Origin of the sequence: Streptomyces aurantiaciflavus, assembly GCF_049808595.1 — a bacterium.
Classification (GTDB): Bacteria; Actinomycetota; Actinomycetes; order Streptomycetales; family Streptomycetaceae; genus Streptomyces.
The window spans coordinates 96,396-113,401 of the sequence record NZ_JBNCAQ010000025.1; the positions used below are offsets into that span (position 1 = coordinate 96,396).

The 17,006-nt window shown below is 74.0% G+C and carries 15 protein-coding genes; 8 read left to right on the forward strand and 7 right to left on the reverse strand.

What is annotated here, in order from left to right:
* Positions 1–66 precede the first annotated feature (66 nt).
* Genes ACPT94_RS27755 through ACPT94_RS27775 form a run of 5 tightly spaced genes read right to left on the reverse strand, consistent with a single transcriptional unit; the run spans position 67 to position 4,016 of the window.
* Positions 67–2,169, reverse strand: a complete 2,103-nt coding sequence (locus tag ACPT94_RS27755; protein WP_360330014.1) for a catalase — start codon at positions 2,167–2,169, stop codon at positions 67–69.
* Positions 2,169–2,711 (reverse strand): type 1 glutamine amidotransferase domain-containing protein, encoded by a 543-nt coding sequence (locus ACPT94_RS27760; protein ID WP_360330011.1) that lies wholly within the window; start codon positions 2,709–2,711, stop codon positions 2,169–2,171. The genes ACPT94_RS27755 and ACPT94_RS27760 overlap by 1 nt, the downstream gene beginning before the upstream one ends.
* 17 nt (positions 2,712–2,728) lie before the next feature.
* Positions 2,729–3,388, reverse strand: a complete 660-nt coding sequence (locus ACPT94_RS27765; protein ID WP_360330008.1) for a diguanylate cyclase — start codon at positions 3,386–3,388, stop codon at positions 2,729–2,731.
* Positions 3,385–3,765, reverse strand: coding sequence for a DUF2795 domain-containing protein (locus ACPT94_RS27770; RefSeq protein ID WP_360330005.1), 381 nt, complete (start codon positions 3,763–3,765; stop codon positions 3,385–3,387). Before ACPT94_RS27770 ends, ACPT94_RS27765 begins: the two co-directional genes overlap by 4 nt.
* The gene (locus tag ACPT94_RS27775) at positions 3,741–4,016 is read right to left on the reverse strand and encodes a hypothetical protein (protein ID WP_360331160.1); all 276 of its coding nucleotides are present in this window, start codon (positions 4,014–4,016) and stop codon (positions 3,741–3,743) included. The genes ACPT94_RS27770 and ACPT94_RS27775 overlap by 25 nt, the downstream gene beginning before the upstream one ends.
* Positions 4,017–4,284: 268 nt before the next feature.
* On the opposite strand from ACPT94_RS27775, the gene ACPT94_RS27780 reads away from it, so the two are divergent.
* From ACPT94_RS27780 to ACPT94_RS27795, 4 genes are all read left to right on the forward strand, one after another.
* Entirely contained in the window at positions 4,285–5,079 is a 795-nt protein-coding gene (locus ACPT94_RS27780) for an RNA polymerase sigma factor SigF (RefSeq protein ID WP_360330002.1), read from the forward strand.
* Positions 5,080–5,278: 199 nt separating this feature from the next.
* Positions 5,279–6,595, forward strand: coding sequence for a hypothetical protein (locus ACPT94_RS27785; RefSeq protein ID WP_360331158.1), 1,317 nt, complete (start codon positions 5,279–5,281; stop codon positions 6,593–6,595).
* Positions 6,596–6,824: 229 nt separating this feature from the next.
* Positions 6,825–8,072 (forward strand): aminotransferase class I/II-fold pyridoxal phosphate-dependent enzyme, encoded by a 1,248-nt coding sequence (locus tag ACPT94_RS27790; protein ID WP_360329999.1) that lies wholly within the window; start codon positions 6,825–6,827, stop codon positions 8,070–8,072.
* Positions 8,069–9,130 carry an MBL fold metallo-hydrolase gene (locus ACPT94_RS27795; protein WP_360329996.1) on the forward strand — a complete coding sequence of 354 codons (1,062 nt, stop codon included), beginning with the start codon at positions 8,069–8,071 and terminating at the stop codon, positions 9,128–9,130. The genes ACPT94_RS27790 and ACPT94_RS27795 overlap by 4 nt, the downstream gene beginning before the upstream one ends.
* 454 nt (positions 9,131–9,584) lie before the next feature.
* On the opposite strand, the gene ACPT94_RS27800 is transcribed toward ACPT94_RS27795, so the two are convergent.
* Both ACPT94_RS27800 and ACPT94_RS27805 read right to left on the reverse strand, forming a co-directional pair.
* Positions 9,585–10,217, reverse strand: a complete 633-nt coding sequence (locus ACPT94_RS27800; protein ID WP_360329993.1) for a DedA family protein — start codon at positions 10,215–10,217, stop codon at positions 9,585–9,587.
* Positions 10,214–10,987: an MBL fold metallo-hydrolase gene (locus tag ACPT94_RS27805; protein ID WP_360329990.1), complete on the reverse strand. Its 774-nt coding sequence runs from the start codon at positions 10,985–10,987 to the stop codon at positions 10,214–10,216. Before ACPT94_RS27805 ends, ACPT94_RS27800 begins: the two co-directional genes overlap by 4 nt.
* Positions 10,988–11,071: 84 nt before the next feature.
* Between ACPT94_RS27805 and ACPT94_RS27810 the strand changes: the two genes are divergently transcribed.
* The 4 genes from ACPT94_RS27810 (at position 11,072) to ACPT94_RS27825 (ending at position 16,965) form a co-directional block, all read left to right on the forward strand.
* A complete protein-coding gene (locus tag ACPT94_RS27810; RefSeq protein ID WP_360329987.1) occupies positions 11,072–11,473 on the forward strand; it encodes a hypothetical protein in 402 nt (133 codons plus the stop codon).
* 336 nt (positions 11,474–11,809) lie between these two features.
* Positions 11,810–14,011 (forward strand): phage holin family protein, encoded by a 2,202-nt coding sequence (locus tag ACPT94_RS27815; protein WP_360329984.1) that lies wholly within the window; start codon positions 11,810–11,812, stop codon positions 14,009–14,011.
* 96 nt (positions 14,012–14,107) lie between these two features.
* On the forward strand, positions 14,108–15,169 hold the full coding sequence (locus ACPT94_RS27820) for an ATP-binding protein (protein ID WP_425247099.1): 1,062 nt from the start codon (positions 14,108–14,110) through the stop codon (positions 15,167–15,169).
* 56 nt (positions 15,170–15,225) lie between these two features.
* Entirely contained in the window at positions 15,226–16,965 is a 1,740-nt protein-coding gene (locus ACPT94_RS27825) for a vWA domain-containing protein (RefSeq protein ID WP_425247118.1), read from the forward strand.
* The last annotated feature ends 41 nt before the right edge of the window (positions 16,966–17,006 follow it).

A 17,006-nucleotide genomic window follows, 5' to 3' on the forward strand; every position in this document is an offset into this window, starting at 1 on the left:
GGACCACGACCTCCCGGACGGACCGGAACCGGCCGCAGCGGCCGGGTGCGCCCGGATCGCCCTGGATCAGTGACGTACCGGCGGCCGGTCCCAGTGCCGGTGCGCCGCGATCGCGGCGACGAACGCCTCCACGAACTCCGTGCTCGCCGATCCCGGCGAGGTGTCCGTCACCACGCCCCGGTCGGCCACCACCCGCTGGAACTCGGTCGACAGTCGCACGCCCTCCGGCGCCAGGGCCGAGAGCACACCCACCCCGGACCCCACCGCCCCGACGGGCTTGCCGTGCCGGTAGGCGTCCCGGACGAAGCGCACGGCGTCCGGGTCGAGCGTCAGCGGCGGGGTGCCGGTCGGGCCGCCGGGCAACAGGACCGCGTCGTACAGCACGGAGGCGACGGTCGGCAGTGCGCGGTCGACGGCATACAGTTCACCGTCGGCCCCCTTCACCGTGCCGTCCGTGGCCGCCAGCGCCTCCACGATCGCGCCCTCGGCGGCCAGCGCCTCCCGCACGGAGGCCACCTGCTCGGCGTCCACACCGTCGGTGACGAGCACCGCGATCTGCCGGGTGCGGATCGAACCGTTCCCGCGCAGCGACTCCAGACTGAGCGCGGGGGAGGACAGCTTGGACGCCGTCCGCGGCGTATCCGGCGCCGGCACGCCGATGCCGCGCGCCACCTGCGCCGCCAACTCGCCGTCCACCTTGGCCAGGTGCTCCACCGTACGGGCCCGCACCGTCCGCGCCTCGACCTTGCCGAGCTCGAACCGGAACGCCTGCACGATGTGCTGCTTCTCCCAGTCGGCCATGCTGTTCCAGAACAGCGCCGGCTGGCTGTGATGATCCTGGAAACTCGGGCTGCGCCGGCGGATCTTGGCGCCGTCGACACGTTCCGTGTAGTGGGTGAACGCCGTGGAGTCGACGCCCGCGTGGGCCGGGCAGCCGCCACCGAGGGAGTTCGGGAAGTAGTTCGTGCCCCGGTGGATCGTGCTCTGGTGGTAGCCGTCGCGCTGGTTGGTGCGCACCGGCGCCACCGGCCGGTTGACCGGCAGCTGCGAGAAGTTGGGGCCGCCCAGCCGGATCAACTGGGTGTCCAGATAGGAGAAGTTGCGCGCCTGCAGCAGCGGGTCGTTGGTGAAGTCGATGCCCGGCACCACGTTCGCCGTGTGGAAGGCGACCTGCTCCGTCTCGGCGAAGAAGTTCTCCGGGTTGCGGTCCAGCACCATCCGGCCGATCGGCCGCACCGGCACCTGCTCCTCCGGGATGAGCTTCGTGGCGTCGAGCAGATCGAAGTCGAAGGAGAACTCGTCCTCCTCCGGCACGAGCTGGACGCCCAGCTCCCACTCCGGGTACTCGCCCGCCTCGATCGCGTTCCACAGGTCACGCCGGTTGAAGTCCGGATCGCGGCCCTGGCACTCCTGCGCCTCGTCCCACACCAGCGAGTGCACGCCCAGCTTCGGCTTCCAGTGGAACTTCACGAACGTGCCGCGGCCCTCGGCGTTCACGAACCGGAAGGTGTGCACGCCGAAGCCCTGCATCATGCGGTAGCTGCGCGGGATCGCCCGGTCCGACATCAGCCACATGATCGCGTGCAGCGTCTCCGGCTGCAGCGACACGAAGTCCCACAGGGTGTCGTGCGCGGAGGCGCCGGTCGGGATGTCGTTGTGCGGCTCCGGCTTCACCGCGTGCACGAAGTCGGGGAACTTGATGCCGTCCTGGATGAAGAAGACCGGGAAGTTGTTCCCGACCAGGTCGTAGTTCCCCTCCGAGGTGTAGAACTTGGTGGCGAAGCCGCGCACGTCCCGCACGGTGTCGGCCGACCCCTTCGGGCCCTGCACGGTGGAGAACCGCACGAACACCGGCGTGCGCACCGACGGATCCCGCAGGAAGGCCGCCCGGGTGAACTCGGCGCAGGACGCGTACGGTTCGAAGTAGCCGTACGCGCCCGCGCCCCGCGCGTGCACCACCCGTTCGGGGATGCGCTCGTGGTCGAAGCGGGTGAGCTTCTCCCGGAAGTGGAAGTCCTCCATCAGTGTCGGACCGCGCTCACCCGCGGCCAGTGAGTCGTCGGTGTGGTCGACCGCCACGCCCTGGTCGGTGGTCAGCGGCCCCGAGGCCGGGTCCTCCGCACGGAAGGACTCGCGCTGCTCCTGCTTGGGGTCGGCCGGGGAACCCATCAGCCGGCCTCCTTCGCGAACACGTCCAGGAACGCCTCGCAGAAGGCCTTCAGATCGTCCGGCTTGCGGCTGGTCACCAGCTTGTTGGGCCCGTGGTCGCAGACCTTGACCTGCTCGTCGACCCAGGTGCCGCCCGCGTTGCGGATGTCCGTCCGCAGGCTCGGCCACGAAGTCAGCTCGCGGCCCCGTACGACGTCCGCCTCGACGAGCGTCCACGGCGCGTGGCAGATCGCGGCGACCGGGCGGCCCTGCTCGAAGAAGTCCCTGACGAACGCCACGGCCTTCTCGTCCATCCGCAGGAAGTCGGGGTTGGCGACGCCGCCCGGCAGCACCAGCCCGCCGAAGGACTCCGCCGGGACCTCGCCGACGACCTCGTCCACCATGAACGTGTCCGCCTTGGTGAGGTGGTCGAAGGCCTGGATCTCACCGGACTTCGTCGACACGAGGACGGGCTCGTGCCCGGCGTCCACCGCCGCCTGCCAGGGATCGGTCAGCTCTATCTGCTCGACGCCCTCGGGTGCCGTCAGAAACGCGATACGCATGATCGTTCAACGTCCTCTCAGTGGCTGTTCGCCCGCCAGTGGGCCGCGTCGCCCCCGGCACGCTCTTTCTTCCTTGCCTTGGCCGCGCGCCGGCAGCGCAGCAGCTCCTCGCCGTAGGGCAGGAGCACACAGGTGCCGATCGCGGCGGCGACGCCCACGAGGTAGGCGCGTGGGAGCGGGCGCCGGCGCGGCACCAGCCGCCACGCGTCCGGGTCGCCGCGCCCGCCCCGCACCAGGGACTTCACCTGGTCGGCGTGCAGGCACATCAGCGACGCCAGCGCGCCGAACGGCAGCGACTCCAGAAAGCTGTGGATGTGCTGCTCGACGGGCTTGACCTCGCGCTCGCTCTGCACGGCCGTCCGTACGTCCCACAGCGCGGTCGCCTCGTGCACCGCGGCACCCGCCAGCTGCACGGACAGCAGCAGCGGGTTCACCTCGTAGCGCAGGGTGAACGCGATCGGGATGCCGACCTCGGCCATCATCAGCGAGTGGATCAGGGACTCCTTCGTCCCCGCGGTGTCCTCGATGCGGGTGCGCCGGTGCATGACCCAGTCGGCGACGCCGGGCACGAACCAGCTCGGCAGCAGCCCGTACAGCAGATAGCGGGTCGTCACCTCGCCGACGTCGACGCCGCGGCCGGTGGCGGCGATCCCCGTGGCCCGGTCGCGACCCGTCATTCGCCGCCCCTGACCAGCGTCTGCGCCAGTTCCTGCACATTGCTGTAGCGCGCCTTGTGCGGCAGCCGCCGTACCGCCTCCACGAGGGCGTCCGGCGCGTTCTTGCGGCGCAGGGTCCGGGCGAGGTCCTCCGGGCCGGCGGGGAAGGAGCTGCGGCCCAGGATCCGGGCCAGCTCCAGCCGTACCGTCGCCAGCGACGCCCGGGCGTTCCCGGGCACCACCGGACCGCCCCAGACCTCCGGGTCGTCCTCGGCGGACGGTTCGGGGTCGTGCCACTCCTCGGACCGCGTGGGGTGCCCGGACCTGAGCAGACCCTGCAGTTCGTGCTTCATCTCGTCGTCCCGGTGGACACTCAGCCGGTCACTGCCTCGCTGCATGTCTCCCTCCAGATCTTCGGGGGCCGGCCCACCGCGTACCCGTGGGGCGGGAGCCGACACGGCAGCGGCTGCTTCTTCTCCCGGCCCGGCAGGAACTCCCGCACCCTCGCCCTGAACCCCTGCTCGATCACGCAGCCCCGGTCCGCGTCGCCCCCGAGGATCGACGCGGCCGTCGCCTCCATCCGCTCCCAGGTCGCGCGCGGCGGGATCGGCGGTACGGCCGGGACATGGTCGGAGACCTCGGCGCTCATGAACGGGGACCTCCCTGTACGCGGGAGAACGGAGGAACGGGGGTGGGAGTCGTGACTTCTGCCGAGTCACCCCGGGGTCCGCCGGAAAACCTGGGGCCGGTGTTTGCGGGCAGGGGCCGGGGGCAGGCGCAGCACAGTGCTTCGGACCGGAGGCACGTCCGTGGGACACCCGCATGTCGCGGCCCCGGCAGGCCCGTCCGGCTGCTGCCGCGCGCTCCCACGTTGAGCCGGCCAACACAGAGCACTTCCAAGGGAGTTGCTACGCACCATGCGAAACCGAGCGAGCGCGAAGCACCACCCGCACGACGACGCACCCGACACCGCCGAGGCCTTCCGCAAGCTTGCCGCGCTGCCGCCGGGCCCTGAGCGCGACGCGCTCCGCGCACAGATCGTCGAGGCCTGGCTGCCCATGGCCGACCGCCTCGCCGGCCGCTTCCGCAGCCGCGGCGAGAGCTTCGAGGACCTCCGTCAGGTCGCGGCCCTCGGCCTGGTCAAGGCCGTCGACCGTTACGACCCCGACCGCGGCAACGCGTTCGAGAGCTACGCCGTCCCGACCGTCACCGGCGAGATCAAGCGGCACTTCCGTGACCACATGTGGACCCTGCACGTGCCGCGCCGGGTGCAGGACCTGCGCAACCGGGTGCGGTTCGCCTGCCAGGACCTGTCCCAGACCGTCTCCGGGCGCCGCCCCACCGTCACCGAGATCGCCGAGAAGGCGCAGCTGAGCGAGGACGAGGTGCGGGAAGGGCTGGAGGCGCTGGAGAGTTTCACCGCGCTGTCCCTGGACGCGGAGATGCCGGGGAGCGAGGACGGTTACTCGCTGAGCGACGCGCTGGGCGCGGTCGACCCCGCGCTCGACACGGTGGTCGACCGGGAGGCCGTGAAGCCACGGCTCGCCGCGCTGCCCGAGCGTGAGCGGGCGATTCTCTACATGCGGTTCTTCGGGGACATGACGCAGAGTCGGATCGCCGAGCAGCTGGGGATCTCGCAGATGCACGTGTCCCGGCTGATCAATCGGTGTTGCGACCGGTTGCGGGAACAGGTGCTGAAGGACGCGGCGTAGGGAGGCTGCTCGCGGCCTGCACCGCTCTCCTTCGCCCGAGTGGCGCAGTCGCTCCGCGGCTCCTTGAGCGCGTCACCCGGTCGGTGGCGTCCGTCCCGCCAATGGACCGCGGTCGCGCGCGGCACCGGCCGACGCGGGCTGTCATGGCTGGGGGGCACGGACATCGTGCCCCGCAGTCGTCGGCCGAAGGAGCCGTTCCATGTGCCGCACCGTCCGTGTCCTGTCCGTCGCCGCTCTGGTCGGTGCCGCGCTGGCCGGTGCCGCCCCGGCCGCGTCCGCCGACCCGACGGCGGAGGTCGGGCCGGCCACCGCCTCCCCGGGCGGCAGCGTCACCGTCTCCGTCTCCTGCGACCCCCTCGGCGGCCCCGCACCCAAGACGCTGGAGGCGACCTCGCAGGCCTTCGCCGGGGGGACCGTCCAGCTGACTCTGGAGCCCGGCGACGACGAGCTGACGGGGCCCGCCTACAAGGGCACCGCCAGCGTCGCCCCCGCCGGGGACCTCGACGCGCCGGAGGCAGGGGCTGGTGCGGACGCTGACGCCGCCGGGGATCTTGGCGTACCGGATGCAGCGGCCGGTACGGGGGCTGCCGGGGACGCCGACGTGCCGAAGGCGGCCGGTACGGGGGCCGCCGGGGACGCCGACGTGCCGAAGGCGGCGGGTACGGGGGCTGCCGGGGGCCTTGAGGTGCCGGAGCCGGCGGTCGGTGCGGAGGCCGCCGGGGACGCCCACGTCCCGGAGCCGACGTCCGGTACGGAGGCCGCCGAGGGCCTCGACGTGCCCGAGCCGGCGGTCGGTGCGGAGGCCGCCGGGGACGCCGACGTGCCGAAGGCGGCGGGTGCGGATGCCTCCGGGGACCTCGACGTGCCCAAGTCGGCGGTCGGTGCGGAGGCCGCCGGGGACGCCGACGCGCCCGGGGCGGAGGCGGCTACGGACGGCGCCGGGGATGTCGCCGAGCCGGAGGCGGCGGCCGGTACGGAGTCCCCCTGGACCGTCGACGGGACCTGCCCGGCGCCGCCCGGCGGGCAGGCCGAACCGTGGAGCGCGACCTTCGACGTCACCCGGGGCGACACTCCTGCGTGCATCCCGTCCGACGGCAGGAGCTGCGACGGCGGCGAGAAGTGCGCGGAAGGCCACGAAGAGTCCTGTGCCCCGGCGAAGCCGTGCGAGGGGGGTCACGAGGGGGAGTCCTGCGCCCAGGCCGAGCCGTGCACGGAGGGCCACGGCAGTGACTCCCGCAGTGACTCCGGCAGTGACTCCTGTGACAAGGCCGAGCGGGCCGAGCCGTGCGCAGAAGGGCACGACGGCGCCTCCTGCGACACGGCGAAGCCCTGCCCGCGGGGTCACGACGACCCGTCCTGCACCACCGCCCCCGTCCAGCACGGCGTCCGCGCCGGTGCCGGTGGGGCCTTCAGCGACTCGGTGCCCGCCCTCGTCGCCGGCGGGCTGCTGATCGCCGGCGCGTTCGGCGCCGCCGCGCACCGGTTGCGCCGGGACGGCGCGGCGGAGGACGTCTGACACCGCCCGCGCTCCGGCCCGCCCCGCGCTGTGACCGGCGCAACCCCGGCGGACGGCCATGGGAACACGGCACGCGGGGTACTCAGAGCCCGAGGGCACACCCGGCCCCGTACGAGACGTCACGCACCACCCGGCACACGGGGAGGCAGACCGCCCCGTCGCCGCCGGGCGGGGCACCCAGCGGCCGGCGACAGCACAGGGCACCAGGGACGGACTGGCGGAGGACCCCATGCGGCGGACGGAACCGGAAGGGCACGGGCCCGTCCGCTACGGGCCGCCGCTCCCCGCGGACGGACTGCCCGTCCTGCCCGGCCTCGCCTCGGTCCTCGCCGCGGCCGCCACCCGCGGCGACGGGGAACCCGTCGGCGGCGGCCGCGCCCTGCTGCACGCCGCCTGCGGCTACTGGGAGCGGCGTGGCACGCCCACCGGGCCCGAGCGGATCGTGGCCGGTCCCGGCGCCCCCGCCCTGCTGCTCGCGCTGACCGCCGCCGTCGGCGGTGACGTCCTGGTGCCGAGGCCCTGCGCGGCCTGGTGGGCGCCGTACGCACGCCTGTTGGGAAGACCCGTCTTCCATGTGGCGACGCCCGCCGAGTGCGGCGGCGTCCCGGACCCGTTCGCCCTGCTGGAGACCGTCCGCCGGGTCCGTGCCGAGGGCGGTGACCCACGGCTGCTGGTGCTGTCCGTCGCCGACGACCCCACCGCCACCGTCGCCCCGCCGGAGGTGCTGCACGAGGCCGTGGAGGCCGCCGCCGGGGAGGGCCTGCACCTCGTCAGCGACGAGACCTGGCGCGACACCCTGCACGACCCGCACGACACCGTGCTGGTCAGCCCCGCCGAGATGCTCCCCGACCACGTGACGGTCGTCAGCGACCTCGCGGGCGCCCTGCTGCCCACGGGCTGGCCGGCCGCCGTCGCCCGCCTCCCCGCCGGAGCCGACGGGGACGACCTCCACGCGCGCGTGCTCGACGTCCTCACCGCCCTCGACGCCCGCGTCGCCGCACCGGTCGCCGCGGCCGCCGCCCACGCCCTGACCGAGCCCGAGCACGTCACCACGCGCGTGCGTGCCGCCGTACGTCTGCACGCGCGCGTGGCCGCCGCCGTGCACGCCGCCGTCGAGGCCGCGGGCGCTCTCGCCCTGCCCCCGCGGGCGGGCCGCCACCTCTACGTCGACCTCGGCCCGTTGCGCGACGTGCTGTCCGACCGGGGCGTCGGCGACGCGCAGGACCTGGAGGACCTCCTCACCGCCCGGCTCGGCATGCCCGCGCCGGGCGGCCACCGCTTCGGCGACGACCTCGGTGCGCTGCGCGTCCGGCTGTCCACCGGTGCCTTGCTGGGCGGCACGGACGCACAGCGCACGGAATGTCTCACGTCACCCACCCCGTTGGAACTGCCACACGTGCAACGCGCGTTGATCCTTCTGAGGTCGGCCTTCGACGATCTCCGTGACGACGCTCAGCGATGGGAGCCTCCTCGATGACGCAGCAGTCCGAGTCGACCACCACCACCGTCGGTGCGCCCATACGGGAGGCGGACGCCCCGGCGGCCGTGTCCCCCCTGTCGTCCCCCGCCCCGCCGCTCGCCGAGCCCCGCCCGCTGGGGGAGCGGCGGGTGTGGCCCCGTACCTTCCACGACCGGTTGACCGCCCCGCTGCCCGGCCTCAAGGCCCTCGCCCGCTTCGCCCGCGAGGGCTCGGTCCGGCCCGGGAAGGAGGGCCTCGCCGACATCCCGCGCGTACCCGTCGCACCCGGCCCGCTGCCCCTCGTCGACTCCCGCACCGTCGCCGTCACCTGGGCGGGCCACGCCAGTTGGGTGCTGCGCGTCGGCGGTCTGACCGTCCTCACCGACCCGGTCTGGTCCCGCCGTATCCTCGGCACCCCCTCCCGCATCACCCCCGTCGGCGTCCCCTGGGACGCGCTGCCGCCCGTCGACGCGGTCGTCATCAGCCACAACCACTACGACCATCTGGACGCGCCCACCCTGCGCCGACTCCCGCGTGACACGCCCGTGTTCGTGCCGGCCGGGCTCGGCCGCTGGTTCCAGCGCCGCCGCTTCACCCGGGTCACCGAGCTGGACTGGTGGGAGGCGGCCGAACTGTCCGGGGTCCGCTTCGACTTCGTCCCGGCCCATCACTGGTCCAAGCGCACCCTGACCGACACCTGCCGTTCCCTGTGGGGCGGTTGGGTCCTCACCGCCCCGGACGGACAGCGCGTGTACTTCGCGGGCGACACCGGCTACGGCCACTGGTTCTCCCGCATCGGGCAGCGCTACCCGGGCATCGACCTCGCCCTCCTGCCCATCGGCGCCTACGACCCGCGCTGGTGGCTGAGGGACGTGCACTGCGACCCGGAGGAGGCGGTGCGGGCGGCGCAGGACGTGGGGGCCCGCCGGATGGCGCCCATGCACTGGGGGACGTTCGTGCTGTCCGCCGAGCCCGTCCTCGAACCGCTCACGCGGGTGCGGGCCGCCTGGGAGCGGGCGGGGCGGGCCCGCGAGGACCTGTGGGACCTGCCGGTGGGAGGCTCACGGGTGCTGTAGCGCTCGGGCAGACGGCCAAGGGGCGTGGGGTGGTGACGCCACGCATCACTGTGCGGCTCCGCCGCGTGGACGCGACCGACCGGAGACAACCCGCGCCCGTCCCACGACGTCTGGACCCGTGCGACGGCCTCCGGACTCGTCCCGCGGTCTCTGGGCTCGTCGCGCGACCTCTGGGCTCGTCCCACGGTCTCTGGGCTCGTCGCGCGACCTCTGGGCTCGTCCCGCGGTCTCTGGGCTCGTCGCGCGACCTCTGGGCTCGTCCCACGGTCTCTGGGCTCGTCGCGCGACCTCTGGGCTCGTCCCACGGTCTCTGGACTCGTCCCGCGACCACTGGGTTCTCCCGCGGCCTCCGGCCCATCCCGCAACCACCGGGCTCGTCCCGCGGTCTCCGGACTCGTCCCGCGACCACTGGGTTCTCCCACGGCCTCCGGACTCGTCCCGCCACCCACGGGTCTCACCCGGCCGACCGCTCACGCAACCGACGCCACAGGCTCGGGGCCGCGCTGATCACCAAGGTCAGCGCGACCGCGGCGACGACTCCCTGCCACGGCTCCGGGAACAGGGAGCCGCCCAGGATCCCGATCAGCTGGTAGGTCACGGCCCAGGCCAGACAGGCCGGCAGGTTGCCCCGGGCGAAGCGGCGCAGCGGCCACTTCGCCATGAGGCAGGCCAGCATCACCGGGATGCGGCCCGCCGGCACCAGCCGGGACACCACCAGCACCGCCGTACCGTGGCCGGCGAGCTTCTCCTGCGCCTGCGCCAGCCGTTCCTCCGGCGCCCGCGAGCGGATCGCCTCCAGCCAGCGCGAGCCGTTCTTCGACTTCATCCCGCGCCGCCCCAGCCAGTACAGCGCCACGTCCCCGAGGAACGCCGCCAGCGACGCCGTCACGAACACCAGCGCCAGCGAGAACGGCGCCGTCTGGTGGAAGGCGACCACCGCCGCCGAACTCACCAGCGCCCCGGTCGGCACGACCGGTACCAACGCCCCGATCAGCACCAGCAGGAACAGCGTCGGATAGCCGATCGCCTGCTGTGTGGACTCCGTCGGCAGGACGGTCGTCGTGACCGCGGCGGACAGCGGCGTCACCGGGCGACCTCCAGGCGCACGCTCTCCCCGTGCGCGAGCCGGTGCACCGCCACCTCGGGCGCCCGCTCGGCGGCCAGGCGCACGAACTCGTGGCCCGGCGCATGGAATTCATGGGGGCGCACGGCGTCCATCCCGATCGGCCAGTACGTGCCGTAGTGCACCGGCACCGCACTGCCGGGCGCGAGCCGGGCGAGCGCCTCCGCCGCACGCCCCGCGTCCAGGTGCCCCTCCCCGAGGTACGGCCCCCAGCCGCCCACCGGCAGCAGCGCCACGTCGACCGGCCCGACCTCCTTGGTCATCGCCTCGAACAGGCCGGTGTCCCCGGCGAAGTACGTCCGCGCCTCGCCCTCGACGACGTACCCGAGCGCGGGGGAGCGGTGCGGGCCGAGCGGCAGCCGCCGCCCGTCGTGCAGCGCGGGCACGGCGCGTATGCGCAGGCCACCCACGGACACCTCGTCGCCGGGCGCCATCTCGACCGGCCGCAGGTGCGCCAGGCGCCGCAGGCCCGGGACGGCGCGCGGAGCGCCCCGGGGCACCAGGAGGCGCGTGCCCGGCGCGAGGCGCGCCAGTGAGGGCACGTGGAGATGGTCGGCGTGCAGGTGCGACACGAGCGCCACGTCCGCGCGCCAGGCGCCGGGCGGGGGCAGCGCACCCCGACGGCGCCGCAGATGCGCGAGCCTGCGGGCGAACAGGGGATCGGTGAGCACACGGGTGTCCGAATCCTCGACCGTGCAGGTGGCGTGACCCCACCAGGTGACCTCCACCGGCACCTCTTTGCCTCCTTCGCGCGACTCCCCGAAGCCTACGGGCAGGAGTAGGGTCGGCGGCGAAACGCGGAGGTGAGGGGGGACGCCATGGGACCGATGCGGGTCACGGCGATCGCGAGTCTGACGCCGCTCGAGGAACTGGACGCCGATCCCTTTCTGGTGGACTCCCGCAGCCAGCACGCGATGTGCGCGCGGTGGGCCGCGGAACGGGGCTATGTCGTCAGCCGGGAACTGCTGGTGCGCGGGCTGCGCGCCGACCACGGCGTGCTGTGGGACGGCGTCCGACCCGGCGTCGACCTGTTCGTCGCGCCCAGCCGGCGCGTCCTGGAGAGCGCGCTGTCGTCCGTCGAGGAGTTCACCGCGGAGTGCGCCCGGCGCGGGGTGCGGGTGGAGACGGTCGGCTTCGCCGAACCCGCCTACGACGCGCAGATGAAGGCCCGGGTACACCGCCGGCTGTCCATGCCGACGGCGGGCTACGACGGCAGATGAGCCGCGGTGGCGGTGGATGGTCCGGCGGCGCGACGGCGGTCGATCCCCGGCGGCGGCACCCGGCCGTGCGGCGTGCTGGCAGTTGATCCCTGACGGCGGCGTACGGCCCGGCGGCGTACGGCGGTTGGCCCTCAGCGGCAGCCGGCCCTTGAGGAGTGATGGCGGATGATCTCGACGGTGGCAGCCGCCCCCCGACGGCACGGCGGATGTCCCCGACGCGGTGGCGGACGATCTCCGGGTAGGACCGGGGACGACCCCGAGGTGACCTTCGGCGCGATGTGACAGGGTGGAGACGGCTCCCAGGGCGTCGGGGCCGGATCGTGAGGTGTACGGGGCGTGCGTGGAGGGCGTTGGCGGCGGGCCGTCAGTCAGGCCGGGCGGAGCGTCGCGGTGTGGGGCGTGTCCACGGTCACGATGCTCGTGCTCGCGGGGATCCTGCCGGACTTCCGGCTCCAGTCGCCCACCGGCGACAGCGCCACCACCATCGGCCTCACCGCGGCCGTCGGCGCCGGTGTCTTCGGTGTGCTGTCGGCCCTGGTCTGGCCGCTCCTCGTCCGCCTGCTGCTGCTCGTGCCGGCGCTCGTCCTGGGCCTGCTGGTGTTCTTCCTCAACGGCTCGCTCCTCCTGCTCGCCCTGCGGCTGAACCCCTCCGGGCAGAGCGAGGCGGCCCCGGAGACCGCCGTCATCGTCGCCGCCGTGATGTCCGCCGTGGCCTCGGCGACGGGCGGTGCCCTGGCCGTGCGCGACGACGACGCCTACCGGCGCCGCCTGTACCGCCTCTCCGACCGCCGCCGCAGAGGCGGACCGGCCTGCCCGTCCACTCCGGGCACCGTCTTCGTCCAGCTCGACGGGGTCGGCCACGACGTCCTCGTCACGGCCGTCGGCAAGGGCCTCATGCCGACGATCGCCCGCTGGCTCGGCGAAGAACCGGGCCGGAACCCGGCCTCGGGCCGGAACCCGGACCTGGGCCTGGGCCAGGACCCGGGCAGGACCTCGGACCCGGGCCTGGACCAGAACCCGGACGCGGACCTGGGCCCAGGCCCGCGAACCCGCCCGCACCCCCGCCCCACCCACCGCCTCACCCCCTGGCACACCGACTGGTCCAGCCAGACCGGCGCCAGCCAGCTCGGCATCCTGCACGGCAGCAACCACGACATCCCCGCGTTCCGCTGGTACGAGAAGGACAGCCGGGAGGTGATGGTCTGCAACCGTCCCACCAGCGCCGCCGAACTCCAGCGGCGCGCCGTCGAGCGCACCGGGGACGGCGGACTGCTCTCCGTCGACGGCGCCAGCCGCGGCAACCTCTTCGGCGGCGGCGCCGACGAACAGGCCCTCGTCCTGTCCATAGCCACCCGGCGACGCGACCGCGCCACCCGCTCCCGGGCCGGCTACTTCGCGTACTTCTCCGACCCGGCCAACGCCGTCCGCACCGCCATGTCGTTCGTCGCGGACGCCGCCCGCGAGATCGGGCAGTCCACCCGCGCCCGGCTGCGCAAGCAGCGCCCGCGGGTCGCCCGCGGCGGCCTCTACCCCTTCGTCCGCGCCTTCGCCACCGTCGTCGAACGGGACGTCGTCGTCGCCGCGGTGATGGGCGACATGCTCGCCGGCCGCACCGCCGTCTACGCCGACCTGGTCGCCTACGACGAGGTCGCCCACCACTCCGGCCCGCTCAGCCGTGACGCCGAGCAGGTCCTCGCCCGCCTCGACCGGGCGCTCGCCCTCATCGAGAACGTCGCCGAGCACGCCCCCCGGCCGTACCGGATCGTCGTCCTGTCCGACCACGGCCAGAGCCCCGGCGAGACCTTCCGTGCCCGCTACGGGCTCACCCTCGGCGACCTGGTGCGGGCCGGCTGCGGGCTGCCCGTGCCGCGCCGGGCCGAGCGCACCCACAGCGGCGCGGAGGCCCGCGCGGCCGTCCGGGCGGCGCTGCGCCGTCCCGTCGAGGAGGGCGGCGAGCGGCACCGCCCGTCCCGCGACTCCGAGCCGATCGTGCTCGCCTCGGGCAATCTCGGCCTGGTCTCCTTCCCGGACGTGCCGCACCGGATGAGCAAGGAGGAGATCGACGCCCGGTACCCGGCCCTGCTGTCCACCCTCGCCAACCACCCCGGCATCGGCTTCCTCCTCGTGCGCAGCGAGGAGCACGGCGGGGTCGTGCTCGGCGCGTACGGCGCGGAGATACCCGTGGACCGGCTCGACGAGGAACCGGGCCCGCTCGCCGCGTTCGGCTCGGGAGCCGCCGAGGCCGTCCGCCGCACCCACTCCTTCCCGCACACCGCCGACATCATGGTCAACTCCTTCCACGACCCCGCCGACGGCGAGGTCCTCGCCTTCGAGGAGCAGATCGGCTCCCACGGCGGCCTCGGCGGCGCCCAGGCCGAGCCGTTCCTGCTGTCCCCGCTCGCCCTGACCGCGCCCGTCGGGGACGGCGAGGCCCTGATCGGCGCCGAGCACGTCCACCGCGTCCTGCGCCGTTGGCTGCGCGAGTCGGACGGACCCCAAGTGCCGCTGCAGACAGCTGCCGAGGAGCGGGCCGCCTGAAAATCGGCTGCGACGACGGATCAGTACGCCCACACTGTCGGTGTCGATCCCGCGCACTCGCGCGCCTTTCACCTCCCCCGCAAGGAGACCCCTGCGTTGCAGGCAGCCGTCACCGTCACTCCGGCCCGCATTCCCGAACTGCTGCTCGGCCTGGCCACCGTCCGGCCGGTCTTCCTCTGGGGCGCCCCCGGCATCGGAAAGTCCTCCCTGGTGCGGGAGTTCGCCGAGTCCCTGGGCCTCGAGTGCGTGAGCCTGCTCGGCACCCAGCTCGCCCCGGAGGACCTGATCGGCGTGCCGCAGATCCGTGACGGGCGGTCGGTGTTCTGCCCGCCGGAGGCGATCGCCCGCGACGAGCCGTACTGCCTGTTCCTGGACGAGCTGAACGCGGCCACGCCGGATGTGCAGAAGGCGTTCTACTCGCTGATCCTCGACCGCCGGATCGGCGACTACGAACTCCCCAAGGGCTCGATCGTCATCGGCGCCGGCAACCGCGCGACCGACAACGCCCTCGCCCGCCCCATCGCCTCCGCGCTGGTCAACCGCCTCACCCACGTCCACCTGGAGGCCTCCGCCAGGGACTGGCTCACCTGGGCGGCGAACAACGGCATCCACCCGTGGGTCCTGGACCACCTCACCGACCGGCCCGACCACCTGTGGTCCAAGCCGCCCAAGACCGAGGAGCCCTTCTCCACGCCCCGGTCCTGGCACATGCTCTCCGACGCCCTGCACTCCTTCGGCCGTGACCTCGACGAGGACACCCTGAAGGTCCTCGCGCACGGCACCCTGACCCCCGCGCACGCCACCGCGTTCTGCGGCTACGTCAAGATCGTGCGCAGCCGGTACGGCATCGAGGCCATCCTCAAGGGCGACGCCCCCTGGCCGCACCGCGTCGAGGACCGCGACCTGCTCTACTACCTCGCCGAGTCCTTCCGCGGCCGGCTGGTGAAGGAACTGCCCGCCGTCAAGGAACACATGTCGGCGAACGGCCGGCAGACCGCGTACCGCGCCAAGTCGCTGCTCGTGCAGCTCGCGGAGATCTCCGTCGAGGTCGCCCAGAGCGTCATCGCCTCCGATGCCGACGGCAACCCCGTCCTGCCCGCCTGGTTCCTGGTCGAGGCGGCCCGCGACATGCCCCGCCTGGTGGAGGCGCGGCGGTGAGCCGCGGCCACGGGAAGAAGAAGCGGGACCTCGCGGCGGAGTCGTTCGCGGAGGGGATGCGTCTGGTGCGTGCCAATCCGGCGCTGGCCGCCCTCGACTTCGGCACCTGCCGCCACGAGGAGTGCACGCTGGCTCCCCGCGACGGCCTCGTCCGCGTCGACTCCGACGGCACCGTGCACGCCCATCCGGCCCGCATCGCCGACCCGGCCGTCTGGGCCTGGTCGCTAGCCCACGCCGCTCTCCACCTCGGCTTCGGGCACGTCCCCGCGGCCAGGGGCAGGCGCGAGCAGCCCGACCGGTACGAACTGGCCGCGCGCTGCACGGTCGTCAACCGTTTCCTGCTCACGTTCCCCGTCGGCCGCGCCCCCGACGAGCTGCCCCGGTCCTACCCCGACGGCGACGAGGAGCAGCTCGCCGCCCGCTGGCGGCGCACCGGGCTCCCGGCCGCCTACCAGCACTGCGGGACCGCGGGCACGGAGACCGACCTGCTGCTCGTGCCGTATGACGGCTGGACCCCCCAGGGATGGGTCCCCGACTGGCAGCTGGCGTTCGCCACCGCCCTCACCCGCACGGTGTCCGCCGCGATGGACATGGCGGCCGGCCGCCTCGACTCCCTCGACGGCGAGACGGCCGCCCGGCGCCCCTGGGAGGAGGCGCTGAGCTGGTTCATCTCCTCGTACCCCCTGCTCGGCGGCATCGCGGCCGGCATCACCCTCGTCGCCGACGCCGAGATCGCCCGCGCCCACGGCATCCAGATCGCCGCGGTGAACGCCGAGGCGGGCGAGATCTACCTCAACCCGCTGTACCAACTCGAGGCCGACGAATGGCGGTTCGTCCTCGCCCACGAGATGCTGCACGCCGCCCTGCGCCACGGCGACCGCTGCGGCCCCCGCGACCCCTACCTGTTCAACGTCGCCTGCGACTACGTCATCAACGGCTGGCTCCGTGAGATGCAGATCGGCACCATGCCCGAAGGGCTGCTGTACGACCGGGAGCTGGCCGGCCTGTCCGCCGAGGAGGTCTACGACCGCATCGCCGGCGATCTGCGCCGGATGCGCCGGCTGGCCACCCTGCGCGGCAAGGGCGCCGGCGACGTGCTCGGCGCCCCGCTCGGCCCGCCCGGCGACTACGTCGACCTCGACGGCTTCTACCGGCGCGGCCTCGCCCAGGGCCTGGACCTGCACCAGCGGCAGGAACGCGGCTACCTGCCCGGCGGCCTCGTCGAGGAGATCCGCGCCCTCAGCCACCCGCCCCTGCCCTGGGACGCCCGGCTGGCCCGCTGGTTCGACGAGTTCGTCCCCCGCCCCGAGCCGGTGCGCTCGTACGCCCGCCCCTCGCGCCGCCAGGCGTCCACCCCCGACATCCCGCGCGCGGGCCGCTCCTTCCCGCCCGAGGAGATCGCCCGCTGCACCTTCGGCGTCGTCCTGGACACCTCCGGCTCCATGGACCGTGTGCTGCTCGGCAAGGCGCTCGGCGCGATCGCCTCCTACGCCGAGGCCCGCGACGTACCGGCCGCCCGCGTCGTCTTCTGCGACTCCGCCCCGCACGACGCGGGCTACCTCCCGGTCACCGAGATCGCCGGGCGGGTGCGCGTGCACGGGCGCGGCGGCACGGTCCTGCAGCCCGGCATCGACCTCCTGCACCGCGCCGACGACTTCCCGCCCGGCGCACCCGTCCTCGTCATCACCGACGGCTGGTGCGACGTCCTGCGCGTACGACGCGAGCACGCCTACCTGATCCCCCAGGGCCGCCGGCTGCCGTTCACGCCGCAGGGGCCGGTGTTCCCGGTGCGGTGAGCGGCCGGGCGGGGCGCCCGGCCGGCCGCGTGCCCGGCCGG